This is a genomic window from Nonomuraea sp. NPDC049725, from assembly GCF_040674795.1.
Classification (GTDB): Bacteria; Actinomycetota; Actinomycetes; order Streptosporangiales; family Streptosporangiaceae; genus Nonomuraea; species Nonomuraea ceibae.
Map to the genome: position 1 here is coordinate 174,513 of NZ_JBFANJ010000005.1, position 25,543 is coordinate 200,055.

At 72.6% G+C, this 25,543-nt stretch carries 25 protein-coding genes; 10 read left to right on the forward strand and 15 right to left on the reverse strand.

Annotated features, from left to right (window positions below):
• Positions 1-93: 93 nt before the first annotated feature.
• Together AB0J53_RS15035 and AB0J53_RS15040 are read left to right on the forward strand one after the other, a co-directional pair.
• Entirely contained in the window at positions 94-255 is a 162-nt protein-coding gene (locus tag AB0J53_RS15035; protein WP_197094029.1) for a hypothetical protein, read from the forward strand.
• 62 nt (positions 256-317) lie between these two features.
• Positions 318-1,691, forward strand: a complete 1,374-nt coding sequence (locus AB0J53_RS15040) for a glutamine synthetase family protein (protein WP_364172211.1) — start codon at positions 318-320, stop codon at positions 1,689-1,691.
• Here the strand turns inward: AB0J53_RS15040 and hisF are convergent.
• Genes hisF through hisD form a run of 9 tightly spaced genes read right to left on the reverse strand, consistent with a single transcriptional unit; the run spans position 1,688 to position 7,660 of the window.
• Positions 1,688-2,449: an imidazole glycerol phosphate synthase subunit HisF gene (gene hisF / locus AB0J53_RS15045; RefSeq protein ID WP_219502399.1), complete on the reverse strand. Its 762-nt coding sequence runs from the start codon at positions 2,447-2,449 to the stop codon at positions 1,688-1,690. The genes AB0J53_RS15040 and hisF overlap by 4 nt on opposite strands.
• Complete coding sequence (locus tag AB0J53_RS15050) at positions 2,446-2,841, reverse strand: Rid family hydrolase (protein WP_246644356.1); 396 nt, start codon at positions 2,839-2,841, stop codon at positions 2,446-2,448. Before AB0J53_RS15050 ends, hisF begins: the two co-directional genes overlap by 4 nt.
• A 29-nt stretch (positions 2,842-2,870) precedes the next feature.
• Positions 2,871-3,593, reverse strand: a complete 723-nt coding sequence (priA, locus tag AB0J53_RS15055) for a bifunctional 1-(5-phosphoribosyl)-5-((5-phosphoribosylamino)methylideneamino)imidazole-4-carboxamide isomerase/phosphoribosylanthranilate isomerase PriA (RefSeq protein ID WP_219502393.1) — start codon at positions 3,591-3,593, stop codon at positions 2,871-2,873.
• Complete coding sequence (locus AB0J53_RS15060) at positions 3,593-3,922, reverse strand: hypothetical protein (protein ID WP_219502390.1); 330 nt, start codon at positions 3,920-3,922, stop codon at positions 3,593-3,595. Before AB0J53_RS15060 ends, priA begins: the two co-directional genes overlap by 1 nt.
• On the reverse strand, positions 3,915-4,550 hold the full coding sequence (hisH, locus tag AB0J53_RS15065; RefSeq protein ID WP_219502387.1) for an imidazole glycerol phosphate synthase subunit HisH: 636 nt from the start codon (positions 4,548-4,550) through the stop codon (positions 3,915-3,917). Before hisH ends, AB0J53_RS15060 begins: the two co-directional genes overlap by 8 nt.
• Positions 4,544-4,699, reverse strand: coding sequence for a hypothetical protein (locus AB0J53_RS15070; RefSeq protein ID WP_219502385.1), 156 nt, complete (start codon positions 4,697-4,699; stop codon positions 4,544-4,546). Before AB0J53_RS15070 ends, hisH begins: the two co-directional genes overlap by 7 nt.
• Positions 4,696-5,289, reverse strand: coding sequence for an imidazoleglycerol-phosphate dehydratase HisB (hisB, locus tag AB0J53_RS15075; protein WP_219502383.1), 594 nt, complete (start codon positions 5,287-5,289; stop codon positions 4,696-4,698). Before hisB ends, AB0J53_RS15070 begins: the two co-directional genes overlap by 4 nt.
• Positions 5,286-6,356 carry a histidinol-phosphate transaminase gene (locus AB0J53_RS15080; RefSeq protein ID WP_364172215.1) on the reverse strand — a complete coding sequence of 357 codons (1,071 nt, stop codon included), beginning with the start codon at positions 6,354-6,356 and terminating at the stop codon, positions 5,286-5,288. The genes hisB and AB0J53_RS15080 overlap by 4 nt, the downstream gene beginning before the upstream one ends.
• Positions 6,353-7,660 carry a histidinol dehydrogenase gene (hisD, locus tag AB0J53_RS15085; protein ID WP_364172217.1) on the reverse strand — a complete coding sequence of 436 codons (1,308 nt, stop codon included), beginning with the start codon at positions 7,658-7,660 and terminating at the stop codon, positions 6,353-6,355. Before hisD ends, AB0J53_RS15080 begins: the two co-directional genes overlap by 4 nt.
• Before the next feature lie 370 nt (positions 7,661-8,030).
• Between hisD and AB0J53_RS15090 the strand changes: the two genes are divergently transcribed.
• Together AB0J53_RS15090 and ligD are read left to right on the forward strand one after the other, a co-directional pair.
• Complete coding sequence (locus tag AB0J53_RS15090) at positions 8,031-8,225, forward strand: hypothetical protein (protein ID WP_219502377.1); 195 nt, start codon at positions 8,031-8,033, stop codon at positions 8,223-8,225.
• 58 nt (positions 8,226-8,283) lie between these two features.
• Entirely contained in the window at positions 8,284-9,285 is a 1,002-nt protein-coding gene (gene ligD / locus AB0J53_RS15095) for a non-homologous end-joining DNA ligase (protein ID WP_364172219.1), read from the forward strand.
• Between the two features lie 18 nt (positions 9,286-9,303).
• Here ligD and AB0J53_RS15100 read toward each other — a convergent pair whose 3' ends face one another.
• On the reverse strand, positions 9,304-10,461 hold the full coding sequence (locus tag AB0J53_RS15100; protein ID WP_364172221.1) for an MFS transporter: 1,158 nt from the start codon (positions 10,459-10,461) through the stop codon (positions 9,304-9,306).
• 58 nt (positions 10,462-10,519) lie between these two features.
• Between AB0J53_RS15100 and AB0J53_RS15105 the strand changes: the two genes are divergently transcribed.
• The 4 genes from AB0J53_RS15105 (at position 10,520) to AB0J53_RS15120 (ending at position 14,637) form a co-directional block, all read left to right on the forward strand.
• A complete protein-coding gene (locus AB0J53_RS15105) occupies positions 10,520-11,296 on the forward strand; it encodes a helix-turn-helix transcriptional regulator (protein WP_364172224.1) in 777 nt (258 codons plus the stop codon).
• 20 nt (positions 11,297-11,316) lie between these two features.
• Positions 11,317-11,811: a Cys-tRNA(Pro) deacylase gene (gene ybaK / locus AB0J53_RS15110; RefSeq protein WP_308125672.1), complete on the forward strand. Its 495-nt coding sequence runs from the start codon at positions 11,317-11,319 to the stop codon at positions 11,809-11,811.
• A gap of 106 nt (positions 11,812-11,917) precedes the next feature.
• Complete coding sequence (locus AB0J53_RS15115; protein ID WP_364172226.1) at positions 11,918-13,183, forward strand: MFS transporter; 1,266 nt, start codon at positions 11,918-11,920, stop codon at positions 13,181-13,183.
• Positions 13,180-14,637, forward strand: coding sequence for an amidohydrolase family protein (locus tag AB0J53_RS15120; RefSeq protein ID WP_364172228.1), 1,458 nt, complete (start codon positions 13,180-13,182; stop codon positions 14,635-14,637). The genes AB0J53_RS15115 and AB0J53_RS15120 overlap by 4 nt, the downstream gene beginning before the upstream one ends.
• Positions 14,638-14,675: 38 nt before the next feature.
• On the opposite strand, the gene AB0J53_RS15125 is transcribed toward AB0J53_RS15120, so the two are convergent.
• Both AB0J53_RS15125 and murA read right to left on the reverse strand, forming a co-directional pair.
• Positions 14,676-16,997, reverse strand: a complete 2,322-nt coding sequence (locus AB0J53_RS15125; RefSeq protein ID WP_364172230.1) for a transglycosylase domain-containing protein — start codon at positions 16,995-16,997, stop codon at positions 14,676-14,678.
• Between the two features lie 52 nt (positions 16,998-17,049).
• Positions 17,050-18,360, reverse strand: coding sequence for a UDP-N-acetylglucosamine 1-carboxyvinyltransferase (murA, locus tag AB0J53_RS15130; RefSeq protein ID WP_357592650.1), 1,311 nt, complete (start codon positions 18,358-18,360; stop codon positions 17,050-17,052).
• A gap of 64 nt (positions 18,361-18,424) precedes the next feature.
• Here murA and AB0J53_RS15135 point away from each other — a divergent pair, with 64 nt between their 5' ends.
• Complete coding sequence (locus AB0J53_RS15135) at positions 18,425-18,958, forward strand: hypothetical protein (protein ID WP_357592648.1); 534 nt, start codon at positions 18,425-18,427, stop codon at positions 18,956-18,958.
• An 11-nt stretch (positions 18,959-18,969) separates the two neighbouring features.
• On the opposite strand, the gene AB0J53_RS15140 is transcribed toward AB0J53_RS15135, so the two are convergent.
• The gene (locus tag AB0J53_RS15140; RefSeq protein WP_364172233.1) at positions 18,970-20,391 is read right to left on the reverse strand and encodes an amidase; all 1,422 of its coding nucleotides are present in this window, start codon (positions 20,389-20,391) and stop codon (positions 18,970-18,972) included.
• 16 nt (positions 20,392-20,407) lie between these two features.
• On the opposite strand from AB0J53_RS15140, the gene AB0J53_RS15145 reads away from it, so the two are divergent.
• Positions 20,408-21,064, forward strand: coding sequence for a class I SAM-dependent methyltransferase (locus AB0J53_RS15145; RefSeq protein WP_364172235.1), 657 nt, complete (start codon positions 20,408-20,410; stop codon positions 21,062-21,064).
• A 107-nt stretch (positions 21,065-21,171) separates the two neighbouring features.
• Here the strand turns inward: AB0J53_RS15145 and AB0J53_RS15150 are convergent, their stop codons facing one another.
• Positions 21,172-21,792, reverse strand: a complete 621-nt coding sequence (locus AB0J53_RS15150; RefSeq protein WP_364172237.1) for a TIGR03086 family metal-binding protein — start codon at positions 21,790-21,792, stop codon at positions 21,172-21,174.
• A gap of 128 nt (positions 21,793-21,920) precedes the next feature.
• Positions 21,921-25,448, reverse strand: coding sequence for a DNA polymerase III subunit alpha (gene dnaE, locus AB0J53_RS15155; protein ID WP_364172239.1), 3,528 nt, complete (start codon positions 25,446-25,448; stop codon positions 21,921-21,923).
• Between the last annotated feature and the right edge of the window lie 95 nt (positions 25,449-25,543).

The following is a 25,543-nucleotide window of genomic DNA, read 5'->3' on the forward strand; positions in this document are numbered from 1 at the left end:
CCGGTTAGGATCATGAACATCTTCACAGAAGATGCCTAGTGACCGCCCAGATCCGGGTATATACGGCTGGGAATGGACTGCAGGAGGCCCCCCATGCAGGTCAAGAAGGTGATCACGTACGTGGCCGTCGCGTTCGTGATCTTCTACCTGTTCACCCGGCCGGCCGAAGCCGCCGCCGCGGTCAACGGTGTGTTCGATGGGATCGTCCAAGGAGCCAATCAACTGGCTGTCTTCTTCAGCAGTGTTTTGACCTGAAGCGCGGTCCTGTCTGCGTCAATTGGCTTCCCCGCGCTGCCAAGTCGTGTTACGCAGACAGGATGAGAGATCGCCCAGCCGTTGCCAAGCCCGTCCAGCCTGACCCCGCGGTCAGGCGGATCCTCGAGCGCACCGAGCTCGAGGGCGTCGAGCTGATCCGGTTCCTGTACGCCGACCACGGCGGCGTCATCCGGGGCAAGGCCGCCTCGCGGTCGCGCCTCGCGGAACGGCTCAACACGGGCATCGGGCACACGGTGGCCATGATGGCGATGAACATGCTCGACCAGTTGCAGGAGGTCGAGCACCTGGGTCCGGTGGGCGAGGTCCGCATCGTCCCCGACCCCTCGACGTACGTCCCGCTCCCCCACGCGCCGGGGGCCGCGGCCATGCTGTCGGATCTGCGCCTTCCCGACGGCTCGCCCTGGGCGGCCTGCCCGCGCACCTTCCTCAAGGACGCGATCGCGCTGCTCGCCGGCGAGGGCTACACGCTGCTGGCCGCGTTCGAGCCGGAGTTCACGCTCGGGCGGCGGCTGCCCGACCCGTCCGGCGGGCCCGACCGGCTGGTGCCGCTCGACGACTCGCTGTGCTACGCCGGTCACGGCTTCGACACCGCCCACGACTACACGATCAAGCTGGTCCGCGCCCTGGAGACGCAGGGGCTGCGGGTCGAGCACTACCATCCGGAGCTCGGCCCCGGCCAGCAGGAGCTGACCGTGCGGCACGCGCCCGCGCTGCGGGCCGCCGACAACCACGTCCTCTACCGCGAGACCGTGCGCGGCGTGGCGCTGCGCATGTCCATGTGGGCGTCGCTGGCCCCCAAGCCGCTGGCCGACCAGGCGGGCAACGGCGCGCACCTGCACCTGTCCCTGTGGCGCGAATCCCGTAACCTCTTCGACGGTGACAGTGGCGGCGAGGGGGCTGTGCGTGACTGGTTCGTCGGCGGGCTGCTCGCCCATCTGCCCGCGCTGACCGCGCTCACCTGCGGCAGCGTCAACAGCTTCCGCCGCCTGGCGCCGCGCATGTGGGCCAGCGCCTACGCCGTGCACGGCCCCGACAACCGCGAGGCCGCCGTACGGATCTGCTCCCCGCTCGGCGAGAGCGGCGAGCCCAACCTGGAGCTGAAGCCCTCCGACTCCTCGGCCAACCCCTACCTGGCCCTCGGCGCGGTCATCCACGCCGGGCTCGACGGCGTCCGCCGCAGGCTCGATCCGGGCGAGGCCGTGGACGTCGACCCCGACACCCGGCCCGGCCGCTACCCGCGGCTGCCGTCGTCGCTGGCCGAGGCCCTCGACGCGCTGGAGGCCGACCCGGTGCTCATGGAGGCGCTCGGGCCGCTGCGCGCCTCCGCCTACCTGGCCGTCAAACGGTCCGAGGCGGCGGCGTTCGCCGCCCGCGACGCCTCCTACGAGCTGTTCCAGCACATGCGGGTCTTCTAGCGGACCGGGTGGCCCGCCGTCCGCAGCGTCTCCTTCACCTCGCCGATCTTCAGCGTGCCGAAGTGGAAGACGCTGGCCGCCAGCACCGCGTCGGCGCCCGCGGCGACGGCGGGCGGGAAGTCCTCCAGCCGCCCCGCGCCGCCGCTGGCGATCACCGGTACCCGCACGGCGGCCCGCACCGCGCGCAGCATCTCCAGGTCGTAGCCGTCGAGCGTGCCGTCGCCGTCCATGGAGTTGAGCAGGATCTCGCCCACGCCCAGCTCCTCGCCCCGGGCGGCCCACTCCACCGCGTCGATGCCGGTGCCGCGCCGGCCGCCGTGGGTGGTCACCTCGAAGCCGCTCGCCGTGCCCGGCGCCCGCCGCGCGTCGACCGACAGCACCACGCACTGCGCGCCGAAGCGCCGCGACGCCTCGGTCAGCAGCTCCGGCCTGGCGATCGCGGCGGTGTTGAGCGACACCTTGTCGGCCCCGGCCCGCAGCAGCCGGTTGACGTCGTCGACCGAACGCACCCCGCCGCCGACGGTCAGCGGGATGAACACCTGCTCGGCGGTGCGGCGCACCACGTCGAGCATGGTCTCGCGCTCGCCCGACGAGGCGGTGATGTCGAGGAAGGTGAGCTCGTCGGCGCCCTCCTCGTCATAGCGCCTGGCCAGCTCGACCGGGTCTCCCGCGTCACGCAGGTTGGCGAAGTTGACGCCCTTGACGACCCTGCCGGCGTCGACGTCCAGGCAGGGGATCACCCTCACGGCTACGGTCATGCTCGGTGTGCCTCTATCTCGATCTCGACAAGCATCCGCGGGTCCACCAGCCCGGCCACCCGAACCCCGGTGCAGGCGGGCCGCACGTCGCCGAACGACTCGGCGATGGCCTGGCCGGCCAGGTCGAAGTGCCGGTGCTCGACCACGTAGTAGCGGACCATGACGACGTCCTGGCGGGACAGCCCGCCCATCTCCACGGCCTCCAGCGCGATCTGGATCGCGGTGCGGCTCTGCCGGTAGGCGTCGCCGACGTGACGGACCTCGCCGTCGACGGTGGAGGTGCAGCCCGAGACGATGACCCGGTTGCCCACGACCACCGCGCGCGCGTAACCGTACTTCTCCTCCCAGACGCCTCCGGAGAACACCCGCATGCCGGTGCTTTCCATGCTCATGGTGCCCATCACGCCCCCTCCCGGCGTCACTACTCGCCCACCGCGGCCAGCGCGCTTTCCAGCGTGAACGCCCGGGCGTACAGGGCCCTGCCCACGATGGCACCTTCCACGCCGACGGGAACGAGAGAAGACAGTGCCACCAGATCGTCGAGAGACGAGACTCCGCCGCTGGCCACGACGGGTTTGTCGGTGCGCGAGCACACCTCCCGCAGCAGGTCGAGGTTGGGGCCGCGCAGGGTGCCGTCCTTGGTGACGTCGGTGACCACGTAGCGCTGGCAGCCGTCGGCCTCCAGCCGCTCCAGCACCTCCCACAGGTCGCCGGCGTCCTCGGTCCAGCCCCGGGCGGCGAGCGTGGTGCCGCGCACGTCCAGGCCGACCGCGATCTTGTCACCGTGCTCGGCGATGATCCGGCGGCACCACTCGGGGTTCTCCAGCGCGGCCGTGCCGATGTTGACGCGGCGGCAGCCGGTCGCCAGCGCCGCGGCGAGCGAGGCGTCGTCGCGGATGCCGCCGGACAGCTCCACGTTCACGTCCAGCCGGCCGATCAGGTCGGTGATCAGCTCGCGGTTGGAGCCGCGGCCGAACGCGGCGTCGAGGTCGACCAGATGGATCCACTCGGCGCCCGCCTCCTGCCAGGCCAGCGCGGCGGCCAGCGGCTCGCCGTAGCCGGTCTCGGTGCCGGCCTCACCCTGGACGAGGCGTACGGCCTGGCCGTCGGCCACGTCCACGGCGGGGAGCAAAACGAGCGACATCAGGTCCTCCGGTCGAAAGCGAGGGTCACGAGCACGGGAAAGAGCAGCAGTGAGAAGACGAGGACGCCGAAGCTCAGCAACGGCGAGCCCCACAGCAGCCAGGCGAGCGCCTGGACGAGCAGGAAAGCGAGCGCGACGACCGCGTTCTGCGCGCGGTGGCGGCGGGCGAGCAGGCCGCCCTGGCGGGCCACCCGCACCGGGCGTGGGACGAGCCGGGTCAGGCGGGCGCGGCGGCGCGCCCGGCGGGCCTGGCGCTCCTCGTTGATCCGCATGGCCCGGGCCCGTTCGGCCTCACGCTCGGCGCGGCGGCGCGCCCGCTCCTTACTCAAGGGTGCCGAGCCAGTTGGCCAGCAGCGCGGCCCCGGCGTCGCCGGACTTCTCCGGGTGGAACTGGGTGGCCATGAGCGGGCCGTTCTCCACGGCGGCGACGAACGGCACGCCGTGCTCGGCCCAGGTCACCACCGGCTCGGCGAACCCGTCGCCGGGTCGCAGCTCCCACTCGCGCACGCCGTAGGAGTGCACGAAGTAGAAGCGGGTGGCGGCGTCGAGGCCGGCGAACAGCACGCTGCCCTGGGGGGCCTTGACGGTGTTCCAGCCCATGTGGGGCAGCACCGGCGCCTCCAGGCGCTCGACCGCGCCGGGCCACTCGCCGCAGCCCTCGGTCTCCACGCCGTGCTCGACGCCGCGGGCGAACAGGATCTGCATGCCGACGCAGATACCGAGCACGGGCCGGCCGCCGGCCAGCCGCCTGCCGATGATCTGCTCGCCGCGCACGCCCTTGAGCCCGGCCATGCAGGCGGCGAACGCGCCGACGCCGGGCACGACGAGGCCGTCGGCCTCCAGCGCGGCGTCGAAGTCGGCGGTGACCGTGACGTCGGCGCCGACCCTGGCCAGCGCGCGCTCGGCCGAGCGCAGGTTGCCCGACCCGTAGTCGAGCACGACGACGCGGCTCACCACCACATCACCCCCGCGGTGATCGCCATGGCGGCGCCGACGCCGCAGATCGCGGCGCCGATCTTGAGCCCCTGCTTGTACAGAGAGACCACGCCGCCGACCAGGAACATGCCGAGGAACACCATGACGACGGCGATCACGTTGCCGGTCACAGCACGCCCTTGGTGCTGGGCACGCCGGTGGCGCGCGGGTCGCGCTCGGAGGCGGCCCGCAGCGCCCTGGCCAGCGCCTTGAACTGGGCCTCGACGATGTGGTGCGCGTTGCGCCCGTAGGGGACGCGCACGTGCAGGCAGATCGCCGCCTGGGCGACGAACGACTCCAGGATGTGGCGGGTCATCGTCGTGTCGTAGTCGGGCCCGATCATCGGCGCCATGCCCTCGGGCTCGGAGTGCACCAGGTAGGGGCGGCCGGACAGGTCGACGGTGACCTCGGCGAGCGACTCGTCGAGCGGGCACGACGCATTGCCGAACCGCCTGATGCCCGACTTGTCGCCCAGCGCCTCGCGGAACGCCGCCCCCAGGGCCAGCGCGGTGTCCTCGATCGTGTGGTGGGAGTCGATGTGCAGGTCGCCCTCGGTCTTGACCGTCAGGTCGAACAGCCCGTGCTTGCCCAGCTGGGCCAGCATGTGGTCGTAGAAGCCGACCCCGGTCGACACGTCCACCGTGCCGGTGCCGTCGAGACCCACCTCGACCAGGACCGACGTCTCCTTCGTCGTACGCTCGACGCGGCCTACGCGACTCACAGGACTCCCTCCAGGGCGGCACGGAAGGCCGCCATCTCCTCGCCGGTGCCGATCGACACCCGAAGCCATTGTGGCGGGCCCACCTCACGGATGAGCACGCCCCGGGCCAGCAGCCCCTCCCACACCGCGCGCCGGTCGGGGAAGCGCCCGAACAGCACGAAGTTGGCGTCGGAGTCGGCGACCGCCAGCCCCTTGGACCGCAGCCACGCCACCGTGTCGTCACGCTCGCGGCGCAGCGCGTCGACGGTGCCGAGCAGCTCGGCCCGGTGCCGCAGCGCCACCCGCGCCGCCGTCTGCGTGAGCGCCGACAGATGGTACGGCAGCCGCACCAGCAGCAGCGCCTCCACCACGGCCGGGTGGGCGGCCAGGTAGCCGAGCCGGGTGCCCGCCATGGCGAACGCCTTGGACATCGTCCGGGTGACGATCAGCCGGGGGTGACGCGGCAGCAGGGTGAGCGCCGACGGCGTGCCCTCGCGGGCGAACTCGGCGTAGGCCTCGTCGACCACCACCATGCCGGGGGCGGCCTCCAGGATGGCCTCGATCACCGCCAGCGGCTGCGCGGTGCCGGTCGGGTTGTTGGGCGAGGCCAGGAAGACGACGTCGGGCCGGTGCTCGCCGATCGCCGCGACGGCCTTGCCGGGGTCGAGCGAGAAGTCGTCCTCGCGCGCCGCCTTGATCCACTCGGTGTTGGTGCCGGTCGTGATGATCGGGTGCATCGAGTAGGACGGCTCGAAGCCGAGCGCGGTGCGGCCGTGGCCGCCGAACGCCTGGAGGATCTGCTGGATGATCTCGTTGGAGCCGTTGGCCGCCCACACCTGCTCGGTGGTCAGGCCGTGGCCCAGGTAGGCGGCCAGCCCGGCGCGCAGCTCGACGGCGTCGCGGTCGGGGTAGCGGTTGAGGCCGCCCGCCACCCGCCCGACCTCCTCGGCCAGGTCGGCGACCAGCTCGGGAGAGGGCGGGTAGGGGTTCTCGTTGGTGTTGAGCCGGACCGGGACGTCGATCTGCGGCGCGCCGTAGGGCGACTTGCCGCGCAGGTCGTCGCGGATGGGCAGGTCGGAGAGGTTCACGACGGCACCTGCCCATCGAAGCGGGCGCGCACGGCGGCGCCGTGCGCGGGCAGGTCCTCGGCGTCGGCCAGCACCGACACGTGCGCGGCCGCGCCGGCCAGCGCCTCGCGGGTGTAGTCGACGACGTGGATGCCGCGCAGGAACGACTGCACCGACAGGCCGCTGGAGTGGCAGGCGCAGCCGCCGGTGGGCAGCACGTGGTTGGACCCGGCGAGGTAGTCGCCGAGCGAGACCGGCGACCAGGGGCCGACGAAGATCGCGCCGGCGTTGCGCACCCGGGCGGCCACCGCGGCGGCGTCGGCGGTGTGGATCTCCAGGTGCTCGGCGGCGTAGGCGTCGACGACCTTGAGCCCGTCGTCGAGGCTGTCGACGAGCACGATGCCCGACTGGCGGCCGGCCAGCGCCTCGGTGATGCGCTCGGAGTGGCGGGTGGCCGCCACCTGGCCGGGCAGCTCCTTCTCGACCGCGTCGGCGAGCTCGGGGCTGTTGGTGACCAGGACGGCGGCGGCGATCACGTCGTGCTCGGCCTGGCTGATCAGGTCGGCCGCCACGTGGACGGGGTCGGCCGTCTCGTCGGCCAGGATCGCGATCTCGGTGGGGCCGGCCTCGGAGTCGATGCCGATGCGGCCCTTGAGCAGCCGCTTGGCCGCGGCGACCCAGATGTTGCCGGGCCCGGTGACCATGGTGGCGGGCTCGCACTCCTCGGTGCCGTAGGCGAACATGGCCACGGCCTGGGCGCCGCCCGCCGAGTAGACCTCGTCGACGCCGAGCAGCGCGCACGCGGCCAGGATCGTCGGGTGCGGCAGACCGCCGTGCTCCTTCTGGGCGGGGCTGGTGACGGCCAGCGAGGCCACCCCGGCCTCCTGCGCGGGCACGACGTTCATGACCACGCTCGACGGGTAGACGGCGCGTCCGCCGGGGACGTAGAGGCCGACCCGGTCGACGGGCACCCACCGCTCGGTGACGGTGCCGCCGGGCACGACCTCGGTGGTGGCGTCGCTGCGCCGCTGGTCGCGGTGGACGAGCCTGGCCCGCCTGATCGACTCCTCCAGCGCCGCCCGGACCGCGGGGTCCAGCTCGTCCAGCGCGCGGGCGATGGCCTCGGCGGGGACGCGGGTGGTGGCGATCTCGACTCCGTCGAACCTGGCGGTCAGCTCCCGTACGGCTGCCGCCCCGCGATGGCGCACGTCCTCGCAGATGGGCCGCACCTTCTCCAGGGCGGCCTCGACGTCGAGCTCGGCGCGGGGCAGCACGTCGCGCAGGTTCGCCGGCAGGGAACCGCGCATGTCGATACGGGAAATCACCCTGACAGTCTACGGAGTCCGATCCCCGGATCCGGATCTGTCCACACTACGGACAGTCGCGTGGCGCGACGGGGACGGGACAGTGGCGGCACAGGGCTGGCACAGGGGTGACGCGGGCGGCCCGGTCGTGAGGTCGCGACGGGGGCACGCGACCTCACGACCGTTTCCGCACTGGCCCGGGCCGAGCGCCAGTGCGGGGCGCCGTGGGCGGTGGATCCACGGCTGGGGTGAAGCTTGGGCCGGGTGCTGCCCGGCGGGGTCGCGGGCAAACACGTCCACGGTTTGGCCAGGGTTTTTCCCTGGCCCGGGACACTTGAAACGTACTTTGACATTACTTGTCCTTTATGTTCCCTCCCGTACGCTTGCCCGCATGGGAATCTGGCGTGGGCCCGACGGCGTCGTCGTCGAGGCCATCGTGCTCGGCGACCGGCCGGTGCTCCGGGTCTCTCACCAGGTCGGCGGGCGCGCCTACCTCCAGGGCTACTGCTCGTCCGTCGACGAACTCGGCCGGCACGGCGTCGACCTGGCCCAGCTCGTCGAGGAGAAGCCCGACCCCGTGGCTTGACCATCTGTAAACCCCCGGCGATCACTGGCGGCGCGTGCGCCGGGGTATGCCTGGATGCATGGCGCCGCTGCCCACCTACGCGCCGATGCTCGCCCAGCTCGGTTCCCTGCCCACCACCGACGAGAACGACTGGGCCGTCGAGATGAAGTGGGACGGCGTCCGCGCCCTCGCCTACGTCGACGGCGGCGCCGTCCGCCTCATGTCGCGCAACGCCAAGGACATCACCGCCGCCTACCCCGAGCTCCAGCTCATGGCCGGGGCCACCGGCGGCCGCCCCGCCGTGATCGACGGCGAGATCGTCGCCTTCGACGAGGCGGGCAGGCCCAGCTTCGGCGCCCTGCAGCCGCGCATGCACCAGCGCAACCCGCTGAGCGTCGCCGAGCTCGCCCGCACCGTCCCCGTCACGTTCCTGGCCTTCGACATCCTGCACCTCGGCGACGACCCCGCCATCGCGCTCCCCTACACCGCCCGGCGCGACCTGCTGGAGAGCACGCTCACGCCCGGCTTCCGCTGGCAGGTCCCGGTCTGGTTCCACGACCACGCCGAGGACGCCTTCGCCTCCTCCCGCCGCCTCGGCCTCGAAGGCGTCGTGTGCAAACGGCTCACCTCCCCCTACCGGCCCGGCCGGCGCACCGCCGAATGGACCAAGGTCAAGAACGTCAGCGCCGTCGAGGTCGTCGTCGGCGGCTGGAAGCCCGGCGCCGGCCGCCGGGCCGGGACGATCGGGTCGCTGCTGCTCGGCTCCTACGACGACGGCGGCAGGCTGCTGTTCGTCGGGCACGTCGGCACCGGCTTCACCCAGGCCATGCTCCGCGACCTGCACCGCAGGCTCGCCCCGCTGGAACGTCCCGACCCGCCCTTCGACGAGCCCGTCCCGCGCGAGCACGCCCGCGACGCGCACTGGGTCAGCCCCGTCCTGGTCGGCGAGGTCCAGTACGCCGAGATGACCGGCGACAACCGGCTGCGCCACCCGTCCTGGCGTGGCCTGCGCCCCGACCGCGAGCCCCGTGAGGTCCGCGCACCCGGCGGCGAGAGCCCTGGCGCGTCCGCGACAGGCTGACCGGTCAGCGCTGACCGGTCAGCGCTGACCGGCGGCCGGGGCGTCGGCAGGGGCGTCGGCCCGGACCGGCTCGGCCAGCGTGAGCGACAGCAGCCACGCCAGCACCGGGAACGCGATCAGGCAGCCCAGCGCCAGCCGCAGCGACGTCGCCTCCGCCACCGCCCCCACCAGCGGGCTCGCCAGCCCGCCGACGCTCACCGCCAGCCCCAGCGTCACCCCGCTCGCCGTGCCCACGCGGCGCGGCAGGAAGTCCTGGCCCAGCGTCACGTGCAGGGAGAAGGGCGCGTACAGGGTGATCGACGCCGCCGCCACGAACACGTACGCGGCCGGTCCGGGCGCCAGCACCACGCCCGCCACCGCCGGGACGCTCAGCGCGTACGCCAGCCGCATCGCCCGCACCCGCCCCATCCGCGCCGCCAGCCTGCCGCCCAGCACCGTGCCCACTGCGCCGCCCGCGAACAGCACGAACAGCGCCACCGCGCCCGCCGCCCCGCCTCCGAGGTACAGCGCCACGAACGCGCTCAGCCCCACGTACACCACCGACCGGAACACGATCACCAGCGTCAGCCGGGCGAACGACGGCCAGTCGTCACGCCCCCGCGCCGGCCCGGCCGCGCGCCCCCGCTCCCCCGGCCCCGCCAGCGAGCGCATCACCACCAGCGTCAGCACCGCCCCGGCCACGCCCGGCACCACCAGGAACGGCGACGCCGCCAGCCCGCCCGCCGCCAGCAGCGGCGTCACCAGGATCGGCGCCGAGGCGAACCCCAGCGTGCCGCCCAGCGAGAACCAGCTCATCCGCACGTCGCTGCCCTCGCTGGCGATCCGCGCCAGCCGCGCCGACTCCGGATGGTAGGCCGCCACCCCCAGCCCCGACAGCGCCACCGCCAGCCACGTCAGCGGGTACGACTCCGACACCCCGCTCAGCGCCACGCCGAGCCCGGCCGTCGTCATGCTGACCGGGATCAGCCACGGCATCCGCCACCGGTCCGTCAGCGCCCCGAACACCGGCTGCACGATCGACGACAGCAGCGTCGCCGCCAGCACCACCCCCGACGCGGCCACGTACCCGTAACCCCGCTCGGCCACCAGGAACGGCACCATCGCCGGAACCGCGCCCTGATACACGTCCACGCCCGCATGCCCGGCGGCCAGCACCGCGACCCTGTTCACCCGCACGCCCCCGATCGTGCCGCCGGGCGGATGTGGCCCGCTTCCGATAAAATGCCAATCAGTCATGAAAATCCGCCATCTGTCGCGTGCGCCCACCGGCATCCGCCCGCTCGCGGCCGGCGCGGGCATCGACGCCCACCGGCACGACACCCACCAGATCGTGTACGCGCGCCACGGCGTCCTGTCGGTCACCACCGACGCCGGCACCTGGGTCGCCCCGGCCAACCGGGCGATCTGGATCCCGGCCGGGACCGTCCACGAGCACCGCGCCCACGGCAGCACGGACCTGCGGCTGATCGGGCTCACCGGCAACCCGCCCGGCCTGACGCGCCCCGCCGTGCTCGCGGTCGGGCCGCTGCTGCGCGAGCTGATCATCGCCTACACCGGCCTGCCGGACGACGACGCCGCCGCGACCGGGGACACCGCGGACGGAGGCTTCACGGCAGGAGGGGAGCGGGCGAGGTTGCTGGCCGTGCTGGTCGATCAGCTCCGGCGGGCGCCCGAACAGCCGTTCCACCTGCCGACCCCGCGTGACGCGCGGCTGGCGGCCGTGTGCGCGGCGCTGCACGCCGACCCGGCCGACAACCGGACGCTGGCCAGGCTCGCCGCCCACGCAGGCACCAGCGACCGGACGCTGGCCCGGCTGTTCCGGGCCGAGCTGGGCATGACGTTCCCGCAGTGGCGCACCCAGCTCCGGCTGCACCACGCGCTGCTGCTGCTCGCCGACGGGGTGAGCGTCACGACCGTGGCGCACCGGTGCGGCTGGGCGTCGGCCAGCGCGTTCATCGACGCGTTCCGGCGGGCGCTCGGGTACACCCCGGGCCGCGCCTTTACAATGTAGATTCGCTACACTGGGTCTCCGTGAGCAAGAAGAGCAAGGGCGGCGGCACGCCGGCCACCGTGGCGCTCGACAAGGCCAAGGCGGAGTTCACCCTCCACCCCTACGAGCACGACGCCTCGGCGCAGGCCTACGGCGAGGAGGCGGCCGACGCGCTCGGCGTCCCCCACGAGCGGATCTTCAAGACGCTGGTCGCCGAGGTCGAGAGCGGCCTGGCCGTGGCCGTGGTGCCCGTGGCCGGCAAGCTCGACCTCAAGGCGCTGGCCGCCGCCACCGGCAGCAAGCGGGCCGCGATGGCCGACGCCGCCAAGGTCGAGCGCGTCACCGGCTACGTCGTCGGCGGCATCAGCCCGCTCGGGCAGCGCAAGCTCCTGCCCACCGTGGTCGACTCCTCGGCGCTGGAGTTCGACACGATCTACTTCTCGGCGGGTAAGCGCGGGCTGCAGATCGAGACCGCCCCCGCCAACCTGATCGCGCTGACCCGGGCGGTGACCGCACCCATCGGGAAGACGGGCTGACCTCGTCGTAGCGCACAACACCTGGGCCGACTTTCGTCCGGACGCACCAAGCGGTCGCGGCGTTTCCGTATGAACAATGCAGAAACGCCGCAACACCGGAGATCGTATGGGACTGGCCGAAAACACCCCGGCAACCACCTGGACGCCCGCCAAGATCCGCAAGACCGCCACGCTGACCATCGCGCTGCTCGCCGGCGTGTGGGTGATCGACTACGTCGACCGCGTCATGATGGCGGTCGCGCTGCCGTTCATCGGCGCGGAGTTCGCGCTCACCAAGACCGAGCAGGGCTGGCTGATCACCGTCTTCTCGCTGGTCTACCTGCTGTGCCAGATCCCCGGCGGCATGCTCGCCGACCGGTTCGGGGCGCGCCGGCTGCTCGTCGCCTCCCTGGTGCTGTGGTCGGCGTTCACCGCGCTGACCGGGCTCGCGTGGGGGCTGGCCGCGCTGCTGGTGATCCGGGCGCTGTTCGGCGTCGGCCAGGGACTGTTCCCCGGCGCGTCGTTCAAGGCCATCGCCGAACGCACCACGCCCGAGCGGCGGGCCACCGCCGCCGGCGCGATGCTCGCCTCCAACGTGCTCGGCGGCGGCCTCGCCCCGCTGATCGCCGCGCCGCTGCTGCTGGTGTTCGGCTGGCGTGACACGTTCCTCGTGGCGGCCGTGGCCGGCGTCGCGATCGGCGTGCTGCTGTGGTCGCTGCTCCCCCGCGCGCTGCCCGGCCACCTCACCGGCGCCGCCCAGGCCACCGGCCCCGCCGCCCGGCCCGCCATCCCGCTCGCGGCCGTGCTGCGCTCGGCCGCCGTGTGGAAGTTCGCCGCGCTGTTCTGCGCCACGAACATGCTCGGCTACGGCATGATCACCTGGGTGCCCAGCTACCTCATGGAGGCCCGCGGCATCTCCCTGCTCAACACCGGCTTCCTCGCCGCGCTCCCCCAGCTCGTCATGACCGCGACGACGCTGCTCGGCGGCTGGCTGTTCGACCGCTACTTCCACGACCGGGCCAGGCTGTACGTGATCCCGCTGCTGCTGTGCACCGCCGTGCTGCTGCTCGTCATGATCAACGCCGAGACCGCCGCCGGGTTCACGCTCTTCCAGACGCTGGCGATGGCCGTGGCCGGGCTGTCCACCATGGGCATCCTCGGCATGCCGGTCCGCGCCCTGCCGCCCGAGGTGATCGGCTCCGGCATGGGCGTCGTCAACGTCGGCGGGCAGCTCGCCGGCGTGATCGCGCCGGTGCTCATGGGCTGGCTCGTCGACCAGTACTCCTACAGCGCCGCGTTCGGGCTGCTCATCGGCACCACCGTGCTCGGCGCGCTGATCGCGCTCATCGTGCCGCAGCGCGCCGACCGCTTCACCCTCGGGAGGGCCTCGTGACCACGTACGACCTGGTGATCTCCCGGGGGCGGGTGATCGACCCCGAGACCGGGCTCGACGGGATCCGCGACGTCGGCGTCAGCGGCGGCACGATCCAGGAGGTGTCGGCCGGACCGCTGCACGGCGTCACCCGCGTCGACGCCACCGGGCTGACCGTCTGCCCCGGCTTCGTCGACCTGCACAGCCACAGCGCCGACCTCGCCGGGCACCGGCTCCAGGCGCTCGACGGCGTCACCACCGTGCTGGAGCTGGAGGCCGGCAGCCTGCCCGTGTCGGCCGCCTACCGCGCCGCCGCCGAGGAGGGACGGCCGCTCAACTACGGGTTCGCCACCTCGTGGGCGGCCGCCCGGATGGCCGTGCTCGCCGGCGTCGAGCCCACCGGCAGGCTGGAGACGCTGTTCGCCAACATCGCCGTCGACGCCTGGCAGCGCCCCGCGACCCCCGAGCAGGTCGCGCGGATCGTCGGCCTCCTCGAGGCCGACCTCGCCGACGGCGCCCTCGGCATCGGCGTCCTCGTCGGCTACGCGCCCCGCACCGGGCCCGACGAGTATCTGGCCGTCGCCGCGCTCGCCGCCCGCGCCGGACGGCCCACGTACACCCATGCCCGCGAGCTCGTCGAGATGGACGCCGGCACGCCCGTCGACGGCGCCGAGGAGATCGTCCGCGCCGCCGTCGAGACCGGCGCGCACATGCACTACTGCCACGTCAACAGCACCTCCATCCGGCACGTCGACCGCGTCCTCGCCCTGGTCGAACGCGTGCGCGCCGAAGGGGCGCGGGTCACCACCGAGGCGTACCCGTACGGCGCGGGCATGACCGGCGTCGGCGCCGCCTTCCTCGCGCCCGAGCTGCTGCACCGGCGCGGGCTCACCCCGCACTCCATCGGGCTGCTGTCCACCGGGCGGCGCATGGCCGACGCCGCCGAGCTCCGCCGCGTCCGTCAGGAGGAGCCCGGGTCGGCGGCGTTCGTGCACCTGCTGGACGAGGACTCGCCCGCCGAGTTCGCCTACATCCGGCGGGCGCTCGACTTCGAGGACGCGGCGGTCGCCACCGACGCCGTGCCACTGCTGTGGCGCGAGGGCGGCGACCCGGCGCGGCGGCTGGAATGGCCGCTGCCGCCGGACGCCGTCACCCACCCGCGCACCGCCGGCACGTACGGGCGCACCCTGCGGCTCGTGCGCGAGCAGGGGATGCTCGGGCTCGCCGAGGCCGTGCGGCGATGCACGCTCGTGCCCGCCCAGGTCGCCGGGCTGGCGCGCAAGGGGCGGGTCCAGCCGGGGGCCGACGCCGATCTCACGGTCTTCGACCCGGACACGGTCACCGACCGGGCCACCTACGCGGCCACGGCGCTCCCCTCCACGGGATTCCGGCACGTGCTGGTGGGCGGCGTCCCGGTCGTCCAGGACGGCGCCCTCCTCCCGGACGCCCGCCCCGGCCGCCCCGTCCGCGCCTGACCTCCGCCGGGCGCGGCCCTGACCCCCGGACGGGCAGGTCAGTGGCGGTCGCGGCGGTGGCGGGGGGCGGTGTCGCGGCGGTGGCCGTCACCGTGGCGGCGCCGGACCTCCGGCGGGCGGCCCTCACGGAGCGGGCCCTCGTACGGGCGCGACTCGTGAGGGCGCGACTCGTGGGGGCGGGCGCCGTGGCCGAAGAGCCAGCGGAGGAGCTTGCGGTGGCGCTTGGCGTACGCGCGGTGCCGGCCGCGGCGGCCGTTCTCCTCGCCGGCCTCCTCCTCGCCCTCCTCCAGGCCCGGCGTGTTGCCGCCGCCGAAGCGGCTCATGTCGGGCCCCGGGAACCCCTTGGCCTCGGTGTGGCGCAGGGCGGCGCGCATGGAGTCCACCCAGATGGGCCCCGGCAGCGAGGCGCCCTGGACGGAGCCGTAGTACTGGTCGCCGATGCGCACGTCGGTGAGCGGGTGCTTGTAGGAGCCGCGGATGTCGCCGACGCTCACCGCCGCCGCCAGGTGGGGCGTGTAGCCGGCGAACCAGGCGGAGGTGTAGCCGTTGTTGGTGCCGGTCTTGCCGGCGGCGGGCCGGTCCAGGTCCTGGCCCTTCATCGTGCCCTTGTCGAACACGCCGGTGAGCACCCAGTTGACGGCGTCGGCCACCTGCCGGTCGATCACCTGCTCGCAGGCGGGCGAGACGTGGGTGCGCCGCCCGTCGCGGTCGACGATCTCGGTGATGGCGAGCGGCTCGCAGTAGCGCCCTCGGGCCGCGAAGGCGGCGAACGACGCGGCCACGGTGAGCGGGTCCATCTCGTTGACGCCGAGCGTGAAGGTCGGCACCTCGCGCAGCGGAGCCCCGTCGGCGCGGGTCACGCCGAGCGCCTTGGCGGTCTTGACCACGTTGCAGAGCCCGACCTTGCGCTCCAGCATCATGTAGAAGATGTTGACGGACTTCCAGGTGCCGGTGGAGATGCTGTGCGGGCCGCCCTTGCCCTCGCCGCTGGCGTTGTGGATCTCGGTGCCTGGGTCGTTGACCGGGCGTCCCGAGCAGTCGCGGTAGCCCTGTGACGGCGTCATCACGCCGGGGGTGTCGAAGCCGTCGTCGAAGCGCCAGCCCTGCTGGAGCGCCGTGGCGAGGGTGAACACCTTGAACGTGGAGCCCGCCTGGAGTCCCTGGCCGCCGCCGTGCCGGACGTCGGCGACGAGGTTGAACGTGGTCCTCGGCCCGTTCTTCTTGTTGCCGGGGTTGCGGCCGAACCGCTTGCTGGCGGCCATGGCCTTGATCCAGCCGGTGCCGGGCTCGATCATGGCCTCGGCGGCCACCTCGGTGTCCTCGGCGGAGACCCGCTGGCGGATGGCCTGGTCGGCGGCCCGTTGCGCGCGCGGGTCGAGGCTGGTCCTGACGACGAGGCCGCCTCGGGCGAGCCGCGCCCGGCGCACGTCCGCCGTGGCGCCGAACACCTCGTTCGTCATCAGCTCGCGGTGCACGTACAGGCAGTAGTAGGGGTGGTCGCTCTGCGCGCAGCCGCCGGGCTCGGGGCGCAGGCGGATGTTCAGCGGGCTGGCCTTGGCCTCGGCCGCCTGCGCCTGGGTGATGAGCTTGAGCCCGGCCATCCGGTCGAGGACGAGGTCGCGGCGCATCTTCAGGCGGGCGCGGTGCTCCTGGCCGATGGACGGGTCGGTGGAGTACGGGGCGCGGACGGCGCCGGCGAGGGTGGCCGCCTGGGTGAGCGTCAGCTCGGCGGCCGTGGTGGAGAAGAACCGCCTGGCCGCGGCCTCGACGCCGTGGGCGCCCGCGCCGAAGTAGGCGATGTTGAGGTACTTCTCCAGGATCTCGTCCTTGCGGTACTTGCGTTCCAGGGCGAGCGCCAGCCGCAGCTCGGTGATCTTGCGGGCGAGGTTGGGGGCGCGGGCCCTGTCGCGTTCCGCCTCGGTGCGGGCGCTCTCGACGAGGATGTTCTTGACGAGCTGCTGGGTGAGCGAGGAGCCGCCCTGCTTGATGCCGCCCGCCTGGGTGTTGGTGATCAGCGCCCGCAGCGTGCCGATGACGTCGAGGCCGCCGTGCTCGTAGAAGCGGGCGTCCTCGATGGCGACGATGGCGCGGCGCATCACCGCCGACACCTTGTCCAGCGGGACGACGGTGCGGTTGGCCTCGTAGAACTGGGCGAACGTCCGGCCGGTGCGGTCGACCAGCCGGGTGACCTGCGACAGCGGCTCCTCCCGGGGCGCGGGCGGCAGGTCGTTGAAGGTGTCGGCGACGCTCTTGGCTCCGATCCCGGCCCCGCTCACGACGGGCGCGGCCAGTGCCGCGACCAGCACCCCGCTGAGCGCCCCCGCCGCCCCGAGCCTGGTGATGGATTTGAGCACAGTCACGCAGATGATCTGCTACCACCCGATCACCGGCAAACGACCCGCTCTTAACTCTTTACTCTCCTCTGCGGATGTTCAGACCAAGCGACTCGAACTGCTCGAACGGGCGGTGGTAGCCGCGCTCGATGTGGTGCACGCCGCGCAGCGTCGACTGCCCGTCGGCCACGGCCGCCGCCAGCACCGCGGAGAAGCCGGCCCGGATGTCGGGCAGCACCACGTCGGCGCCCTTGAGCTGCGACACGCCGCGCACCACGGCCGAGTGGCGGGCGTTGGTGTCGTGGTAGCGGCAGGCGGGACCGCCCAGGCACTGGTCGAACACCTCGATCTCGCAGCCCATGCTCTGCAGCGCGGGCACGTACACGAGCCTGTTCTCGAAGACCGTCTCGTGCAGCACCGACATGCCCTGGCTCTGCGTGAACAGCACCATGAGCGGCGTCTGCCAGTCGGTCATGAAGCCGGGGTGGGTGTCGGTCTGCACCGCCGCCGCGCGCAGCCCCTCGGGCGGGGCGGTCGCGCACACGTACTCGTCGTTGATGTCGAACTGGGCGCCCATCCGGGCCAGCGTGGTGATCGCGGTGACCAGCCGGTCCTGCGGGCAGCCGTGCACGCGCACCTCGCCGCCCGTCACGAGCCCGGCGGCCAGGTACGAGAACGCCTCGATGCGGTCGCCGGCCAGCCAGGTGGAGGCGCCGCGCAGCCGTTCGACGCCCTCGATGACGATGCGCCGGTCGGGCGACAGCTCGATGCGGGCGCCCATCCGCTGCAGGAACAGCGCCAGCTCCACGACCTCGGGCTCCATCGCGGCGTTCTTCACCACGGTCTTGCCCTCGGCCAGCACCGCCGACATGAGGATCGTCTCGGTCGCGCCGACGCTCGGGTACGGCAGCTCCAGCCGGGTGCCGTTGAGGCGCTTGGCCTTGGCGTAGATGCCGGTGTCGCCGACCTCCACCTCGGCGCCCATCGCGCGCAGCGCCTCCACGTGGAAGTTGACCGGCCGCCGCCCGATCGGGTCGCCGCCCACCAGCGGCACGAACGCCTCGCCCGCCAGGTGCAGCAGCGGGCCGAGCATGAGGATCGGGATGCGGTTCAGTCCGGTGAACGCGTCGGGCACCCGGGGCCTGATCTCCGGGCCGCGCCCGATGCGGATCTCCGTCCGGCCGATCTCCACGCTGATGCCCAGGGCGCGCAGCATGTCGGCGGTGATGCCGACCTCGCCCACCTCGGGGGCGTTGTGGATGCTGCTCTCGCCGCTGCCCAGCATGGCGGCGACCATGTGCTTGGACACGCCGTTCTTGGAGCCGCGCACGACGACGTCGCCCCGGAGCGGGCCGGAGGGTTCGATGAGCCAGACCTTCTCTTCAATCACGAAGTGAGCCTAACCGGGAGATACCATCGGTCTGGCAGAGACTCAGAACGCGAAGGGGAGTGGCGTGGCGAGGGAAGTACGCGTTTTCGCGGTCACTGTCCTCTCCCTCGCCGCACTGGGGGTGCCCGCCGGGCTGGTCTGGTCGGCCCTGTCACCCCGGCCGCCGTACCTGGTCACGCAGGAGGCGACCGTGCTCGCCGACCCGTCCACGCAGGCGCTGATCGCCGCCGACGGCTGGTTCGCCACCGTGACCGGCGCGCTCGGGCTCGCGTGCGGGGCCCTCGCCTGGTTCCTGAGCCGCCGCCGCCAGCTCGCGGCGCTGCTCGGGCTCTGCGCGGGCGGGGTCCTGGGCGCGTACGTGACGCTCTGGGTGGGGTCGGCGTTCACGATCGGCGTGGTCACGGTGGAGGCCGCGGCGGCGCCGGGCGCGCAGCTGACGCCGGGGCCGCTGCACCTGACGGCCAAGGGCGTGCTGGTGTTCTGGCCGCTGCTGGCGGTGGGGCTGTTCGGGCTGCTGGAGGGCATGCACGGCTACCGCGACTCGCCGCTGCGGCGGCCGTACGGGCTGGCGCCGCCGCTGCCGCCGCCGGACCGCTGACCGCCTGCTCCTCAGAGCGGCGGGCGGCGCAGGCCGTGGCCGGTGGCCTGCTCGAACGCCCCGGCCACCCGCAGCACCCTGGCGTCCTCGAACGGCGCCCCCACGATCTGCACCCCGACCGGCAGCCCCTCCGGCGTGAACCCGGCGGGCACGGACGCGGCCGGCGCGTGCAGCACGCTCACCCAGTACGCCGACCGCATCCAGGTCAGGTAGTCGGGCAGCTCGATCCCGTTGATCTCGCGCACGTACGGGTCCTCGACCGGGAACGGCGGCACCTGGCTGACGGGCGCGATCAGCACGTCGTGGTCGTCGAAGAAGGCGGCCATCCGCTGGTAGAGGCGGCTGCGGGCGCGCTCGGCGCGGGCCAGGTCGGCGCCGGTCACCGTGCGGCCCTGCTCGACGTTCCACGCGGTGTTGGCGCCCAGCCCGTCGAGGTCGCCGTAGGCGAGCGCGTAGAACCAGGCCCGGTAGGTGCGGAAGGCGTCGTCGGCGTCGCTCAGGTCGAGCTCCACCTGCTCCACCCGCGCGCCGAGCCGTTCGAGCACGGCGGGCGCGGTCGCGGTGACCGCCGCCGTCGCGGCGTCGACCGGCAGCCCGCCGAGGTCCGGGCTCCACGCCACCCGCAGCCCGGCGACGCCCTCCTCGGGGTCGGGGGTGAAAGGCTCCCTGATCGCGTACGGTGACCGCCGGTCGAATCCCGAAATGACCGACATCATCAGGGTGAGGTCGTCGACCGTCCTGGCCATCGGCCCCGGCACCGACAGCGTGTACCAGGCGGCGATCTCGGACGGGCTCGGCACCCGGCCCGGCGTCGGCCGCAGCCCCACCACGTTGCAGAACGACGCCGGGTTGCGCAGCGACCCGCCCATGTCCGAGCCGTCCGCCAGCGGCGTCATCCCGCAGGCGAGCGCCGCCGCCGCGCCCCCGCTGCTCCCCCCGGCCGACCGGCTCAGGTCGTACGGGTTGCGGGTCACCCCGAAGACCTCGTTGACCGTGTGGGAGCCGGTGCCGAACTCGGGCGTGTTCGTCTTGCCGAGCGAGACGGCGCCCGCCTCCTTCAACCGCCGGACGACGAGCGCGTCCTGGTCCGGCACGTGACCCGCGTACAGCGGCGAGCCGTACGTGGTGCGGATCCCGGCCGTGTCGGCCAGGTCCTTGTGCGCGACCGGCACCCCGTGCAGCGGCCCCGCCGGCTCCGCCGCGTCGGCCGCCTTGGCCGCGTCGAGCGCCTGCTCGGCGGCCAGCGTGACGATCGCGTTGACCTGCGGGTTCGCCTGCTCGATGCGGTCCAGGTGCGCCTGGAGCAGCTCGACGGCGCTCACCTGGCGGGTCCTGACGAGGCGGGCCATCTCGGTCGCGGTCAGGTAGTGCAGCTCGCTCATCCTGCGATCCTCCCGCACCCCCTCGGGGGCGGCGACGGCAAGGGTTGCCATCTCCTAGGATGCCGGAATGTCCGAAACGCTCTCTCCCCCGCCGGGCAGCGCCGCCTCCGTCGCCCACCTATGGGACGCCCGCGCCGACCGCTACCTCGAGCTGTTCCGCCACGAGCTGGCCGACAAGCCCCACGACCGCGAGGTCCTGGCGGCGTTCGCCGGGCGTGTCGGCCCGGGCGGGCGGGTCTGCGACGCCGGCTGCGGGCCCTGCGGGCACGTCACCGCGCTGCTCGCCGGGCACGGCCTGGACGTGCTGGGCGTCGACCTGTCGCCGCGCTGCGTCGAACTGGCCGCGCGCGAGCAGCCCGGGTGCCGGTTCGCGGTGATGGACCAGCGCGACGTGACCGGCGGGCTCGACGGGCTGGTCTCGTACTACTCTCTGCACGACCAGCCGAAACGCGAGCTGCCCGGCACCCTCGCGGCGTGGGCGCGAGCCCTGCGGCCCGGCGGCGAACTCCTCGTCGTGGCCAAGCAGGGCGACGGCGACGGCGTCATCGACGACCCCCTCGGCACCGGGCTGCGCGTCTACTGGGCCGAGTTCACGCCTGGCGAGCTGGAGTCGGCGGCCCGGGCCGCCGGGTTCACGATCGGCGAGATCACCGTGCGGGAGGCGTACGAGGACGAGATCGCCGCCCGGCGCATCTACCTGACCGCCACCACCCGCCACCCCTGACCAGCTAGAACTACCCGCCCAGCGGCACCCACCGGTGGAGGGCCCCCTGCTCAGGACGGCCCGCCCGAGCCGCTGCCCGGAAGCCCCACCCGGTCCGGGGTGTCCGGTCAGGGGTGCCAGTGGGGGTCGCGGCCGATGAAGGCGAGGAGGCGGTCCTGGGTGGAGGCGTCGTCGTCCACCGGCACTTCGGGGCCGAACACCTCGACACCGGGGCCGAAGGCGCCCGGTTCGCGGAACTTCGCCACGAGGTCGGCAGGCAGCGCCCGCATGGCGGCCCAGCCCTGTTCGACGTCCTCGGGGTCGATCGTGGCGTCCTGGGAGGTGGCGACCGCGAGGTCCCAGCCGTGCAGCGGCAGGTCGGCGCTGACCACCTGGTCGATGTGCTCGGCCGCGGTGAGCCTGCCGGCGGGCGTGTCGCAGAGGCGGCCGGCGAGCGCGGGATCGGCCAGGATCGCCTCCACGTCGGCGCGGGCGGCGCGGTAGGCGGCCACCGGGTCCTCGGCGGCCGGCGGGGCCGGGCTGAGGCCGCGGCCGAACGGCCGCAGCATCACCGCGTGCATGTCGATGATGTGCCGCAGCACGTCCAGGACCGTCCACTTGGCGCACGGGGACGGGCCGTCCCACTGCCCGGGCCGTACGGCGGCGACCTTGCGCTCGAACGCGTCGGCCCTGCGCCGGTAGCGGGCGGCGATCTCGGCGACCCTCTCGGCGGTGATCTCGCTGGTCACGGGACTTCCCCTTTCCTGGCGGACGGTGCTGCCTGACGTGCGGCTCTCTACGCGGACAACTCCCTCGGACCGACCCCTGGGGAAGCGGTCCCGAGGTGGCCGTCCGCAGGGAAGCGGTCCTGAGGGGGTCAGGCGCCCAGGCAGGCGGGGCCCAGGAGTTCCTTCAGGTCGCCCATCAGGGCCGGGGAGGGCGCCACGCGGAGCCGGTCGTCGACCCGCATGACGGTGGTCTTGGGGCCGTTGTGCACCTGCAGGTGGACCTCGGAGGTGCCCGGGTGCGTGGTGAGGATCTCCTTCAGCCGGCTCACCACCGGCGGCGTGCAGCGGGTCAGCGGCAGGCTCACCAGCAGGGGCCCGCCCGCCTCCTGGGTCAGGTCGGGGGCCGTCACCTCCATGGCGATGATCTTGGCGACGTCCTCCCGCTTGTCGATGCGCCCCTTGACGAAGACGATCGCGTCCTCGGCGAGGATGGTCGAGCACAGCTGGTAGGCCGACGGGAAGATCATCACCTCGATGGCGCCTTCGAGGTCCTCCAGCTGGGTGAGCACCCAGGTGTCGCCCTTCTTGGTGACCTTGCGCTGGACGCCGCTGAGGATGCCGCCGAGGGTGACGACCTGGCCGTCGGCGCGGCTCTCGTCCTGGACGGCGGCGATGGAGCAGTCGGCGCCCGAGGCGAGGATGTGCTCGACGCCGAACAGCGGGTGGTCCGACACGTACAGGCCGAGCATCTCCCGCTCGAACTGCAGCAGCGTGTTCTTGTCCCATTCGCCGACGGGGATCTGCACGTCGAAGGTCTGGTCCTCGCCGCCGTCGATGGCGCCGAACAGCGAGTCCTGGCCGATGGCCTCGTTCTTCTTGATGTCGATGATCGCGTCGACGGCCTGCTCGTGCACCATGACCAGGCCCTTGCGGACGTGGCCGAGGGAGTCGAAGGCGCCCGCCTTGATCAGCGACTCGATGACGCGCTTGTTGCAGACGATCGCCGGGACCTTGCGCAGGAACTCCTTGAAGTCGGCGAAGCGGCCCTTCTCCTTGCGGGCGGTGAGGATGCCGTCGACGACGTTGCCGCCCACGTTGCGCACGGCCGACAGGCCGAAGCGGATGTCGGTGCCGCGCGGGGTGAAGTCGAAGTCGGAGTCGTTGACGTCCGGCGGGAACACCTTGATGCCCATGCGGCGGCACTCGTTGAGGTAGAGGGCCGACTTGTCCTTGTCGTCCTTGACCGACGAGAGCAGCGCGGCCATGTAGGCGGCCGGGTGGTTGGCCTTGAGGTAGGCCGTCCAGTAAGCGATGAGGCCGTAGGCGGCGGTGTGCGCCTTGTTGAAGGCGTAGTCGGAGAACGGCAGCAGGATGTCCCACAGCGCCTTGATGGCGGCGTCGGGGAAGCCGTTGTCCTTCATGCCCTTTTCGAAGGAGGCGTACTGCTTGTCCAGCTCCGACTTCTTCTTCTTGCCCATCGCGCGGCGCAGCAGGTCGGCGCTGCCGAGCGAGTAGCCGGCCACCCGCTGGGCGATGGCCATGACCTGCTCCTGGTAGATGATCAGGCCGTAGGTGGTGTCGAGGATGTCGCGCAGCGGCTCCTCGAGCGCCGGGTGGATCGGCGTGATCTCCTGCTGGCCGTTCTTGCGCAGGGCGTAGTTGGTGTGCGAGTTGGCGCCCATCGGGCCGGGCCGGTAGAGCGCGAGGGCGGCGGAGATGTCCTCGAAGTTGTCGGGGCGCATGAGCCGCAGCAGCGAGCGCATGCCGCCGCCGTCGAGCTGGAACACGCCCAGCGTGTCGCCCTTGGACAGCAGCTCGTAGCTCTTGCGGTCGTCGAGCGGCAGCCCGAGCAGGTCGACCTTCTCACCCGTGGTCGCCTCGATCATCTTGAGGCAGTCGTCCATGATGGTGAGGTTGCGCAGGCCCAGGAAGTCCATCTTGAGCAGGCCGAGCGTCTCGCAGGTCGGGTAGTCGAACTGCGTGATGATCGCGCCGTCGGAGTCGCGGCGCATGATCGGGATGTGGTCGGTCAGCACCTCGGCCGACATGATCACGCCGGCGGCGTGCACGCCGGTCTGCCGGATCAGCCCCTCCAGGCCCTTGCCGAGGTCCATCGTCGCCTTGACGTCGACGTCCTCCTCGTAGAGCCTGCGCAGCTCGCCCGCCTCGTTGTAGCGCGGGTGGTCCTTGTCGAAGATGCCCGCCAGCGGGATGTCCTTGCCCATGACGGCGGGCGGGAACGCCTTGGACACCTTGTCGCCGAGCGCGTAGGGGTAGCCCAGGACGCGGCCGGCGTCCTTGATGGCGGCCTTCGCCTTGATGGTGCCGAACGTGGCGATCATGGCGACCTTGTCGGCGCCCCACTTCTCCGTCACGTAGCGGATGACGTCGCCGCGCCTGCGCTCGTCGAAGTCGATGTCGACGTCGGGCATGGAGACGCGCTCGGGGTTGAGGAACCGCTCGAAGATCAGGCCGTGCGGCAGCGGGTCGAGGTCGGTGATGCCCATCGCGTACGCCACCAGCGACCCGGCGGCCGAGCCTCGGCCGGGGCCGACGGGGATGCCGTTCTCCTTGGCCCACATGATGAAGTCGGCGACCACGAGGAAGTAGCTCGGGAAGCCCATCTGCTCGATGATGCCGATCTCGTACTCGGCCTGCCTGCGGTGCTCGTCGTCGTAGCCCTCCGGCCAGCGCCGGTCCATGCCCTCCCAGACGGTCTTGCGGAAGAACTCGCTCTCCGTCATGCCGTCGGGGATCGGGTAGGTGGGCATCAGGTTCTTGAACTCGAAGAACCCGGACGGGTCGACCTTCTCGGCCACGAGCAGCGTGTTGCGGCAGCCCTCGGCCCACAGGTCGGAGGAGTCGACGGCGCGCATCTCGTCGGCGGTCTTGATGTAGTAGCCGCTGCCGTCGAAGCGGAACCGGTCGGGGTCGGAGAGCTGCTTGCCCGTCTGGATGCACAGCAGGGCGTCGTGCGAGGCGGCGTCGGACTCGTAGGTGTAGTGCGAGTCATTGGTGACCAGCGGCGGGATGCCCAGCTCCTTGCTGATGCGGGTCAGCCCGTCGCGGACGCGGCGCTCGATGTCGAGGCCGTGGTCCATGATCTCCAGGTAGAAGTTGTCCTTGCCGAAGATCTCCTGGTATTTGGCGGCGGCCCTGACCGCCTCGTCGTACTGGCCGAGCCGCAGGCGCGTCTGCACCTCGCCCGACGGGCACCCGGTGGTCGCCATCAGGCCCTCGGAGTGCTCGGCGAGGATCTCGGCGTCCATCCGCGCCCACTTGCGGACGAATCCCTCGGTGTAGGCGCGCGAGGACAGCCGCATCAGGTTGTGCAGGCCGGTCTTGTTGCGCGCCCAGATCGTCATGTGGGTGTAGTAGCCGCCCGCGGAGACGTCGTCCTTCTTCTGGTGCGGCTCGCCCCACAGCACCGGCTTCTTGTTGTGGCGCAGCTCGGGCGCCACGTAGGCCTCGATGCCGATGATCGGCTTGATGCCGGCGCCGGTCGCCTGCTTGAAGAAGTCGTAGGCGCCGTGCATGTTGCCGTGGTCGGTGATCGCGATCGCCGGCATGCCCAGGTCGCCGACCTGCTTGAACATCTGCTTGAGGCGCGCGGCACCGTCGAGCATGGAGTATTCGGTGTGCACATGCAGATGGACGAACGAGTCGCTGGACGACATGGAGCGGCGCCTCCCCGGTCTGAATGTGGCTGTGCGCTCCGACTCTAGTGGTCCCCGCCGACACTCCGGGCGCGGCGTGCCGCGCCCCGCCCGGA